The organism is Rummeliibacillus sp. POC4, assembly GCF_003576525.1.
Lineage (GTDB): Bacteria > Bacillota > Bacilli > Bacillales_A > Planococcaceae > Rummeliibacillus.
Genome location: NZ_QWUA01000150.1, coordinates 1 through 1,407 on the forward strand (window position 1 = coordinate 1; position 1,407 = coordinate 1,407).

Sequence of the window (1,407 nt, forward strand, 5' to 3'; positions counted from 1 at the left end):
GAATGTAGTATAGATGTATGGACACACTCTAGTTAAATTAATATGATAGAACAAACGAGAGGACGTGTCCGAATATGAAACAAAAACGATACAACCACGAATTTAAACAAACAGTAGTCGAACTTTATCGCTCTGGTCAAGCGGTGAATAATTTAGCGAGTGAATATGGTGTTTCTGAAGTCACTATTTATAAATGGATTAAACTTTATTCTCCCATTGAAGGAAAAGAAGATTTAACGGCAGCGGAAGTTTCTGAAATCCAAAAGGAAAATCTTCGCTTAAAACAGGAGGTTGAAATCCTAAAAAAGGCTATGACCATATTCGCTCGAAAATAGACGACCAAGTTCTGATTGACCACATAAAAGCTGAAAGCGAACATCAGCCAGTACAGTTGATGTGTCGTGTTTTAAAGATGCCTAAAAGTACGTATTACCAATCTTTTCATAAGAAACCGAATAGCTATCATGTCAAAAACAAAGAACTACTGAAGCGTATTCGTTCGATCCATCAAGAAAGTGATGGGTGTTATGGCGCACCTAAAATCTTCGAAGTCCTAAAAAAAGAGGACTATCAAGGAAGTATAAATCGTATCCAACGAATTATGAAAGAGGCAGGTATTCGTTCTTACATCGTAAAAAAGTATCGACCAACACCGACACATCAGCCAGTAAAAGCACGTGAAAACATCATGAAGCAAGACTTTTCAACCACTACAATCAACGAAAAATGGGTAGCTGATATCACGTATATCAACACACTTCGTGATGGTTGGTGTTATTTAGCATCGGTACTGGATCTTCACACAAAGAAAATTATTGGCTATAAGTTCGCACGTAAAATGACCGTTGACATCGTATTAGAAGCAATGGAAAACGCAGTACAAGCGCAAAATCCTGGACCTGGAGTGATTGTACACACCGATTTAGGCACACAATATACAAGTGAAGCCTTTCAAGAACAGTTAAAAAAATATGAAATGATTCCTTCATTCAGTCGTAAAGGATGCCCATATGACAATGCTTGTATTGAATCTTTTCACGCAACACTCAAAAAAGAAGAGGTTTATAGAAAACGATATTCAACCTTTGAAAATGCAAGAATCGCATTATTTCAATATATTGAAGGTTGGTATAATCGAAAACGAATTCATAGTGGAATTGGTTACCTCACTCCAGATGAATTCGAGAAGATATGCCGACTTTCAGCGTAAGAACAAAGGCAACCGATTAACCCCTCCCCATATTTTTGGGGTGCAACTTCCATGAATTATTCGCTTCACATCCCAAGTAGGCGGTCAAAGGCTCTTTTCACTTTGACGGGCTACTTGGGATGTGGAACACTCAAAAATGGAGGTTGCGCAGAACAAAAAAATAAACTTTTGTGTGTCCAAAAACTTGACGTAGATCC

1 protein-coding gene is annotated in these 1,407 nt (G+C 37.8%); it reads left to right on the forward strand.

What is annotated here, in order from left to right; translation table 11 throughout:
• Positions 1-74 precede the first annotated feature (74 nt).
• A protein-coding gene (locus D1606_RS18440; protein WP_119417448.1) for an IS3 family transposase occupies positions 75-1,210 on the forward strand; the annotation gives its coding sequence in 2 pieces (ribosomal slippage) (positions 75-300 and positions 300-1,210; 1,137 coding nt in all).
• The last annotated feature ends 197 nt before the right edge of the window (positions 1,211-1,407 follow it).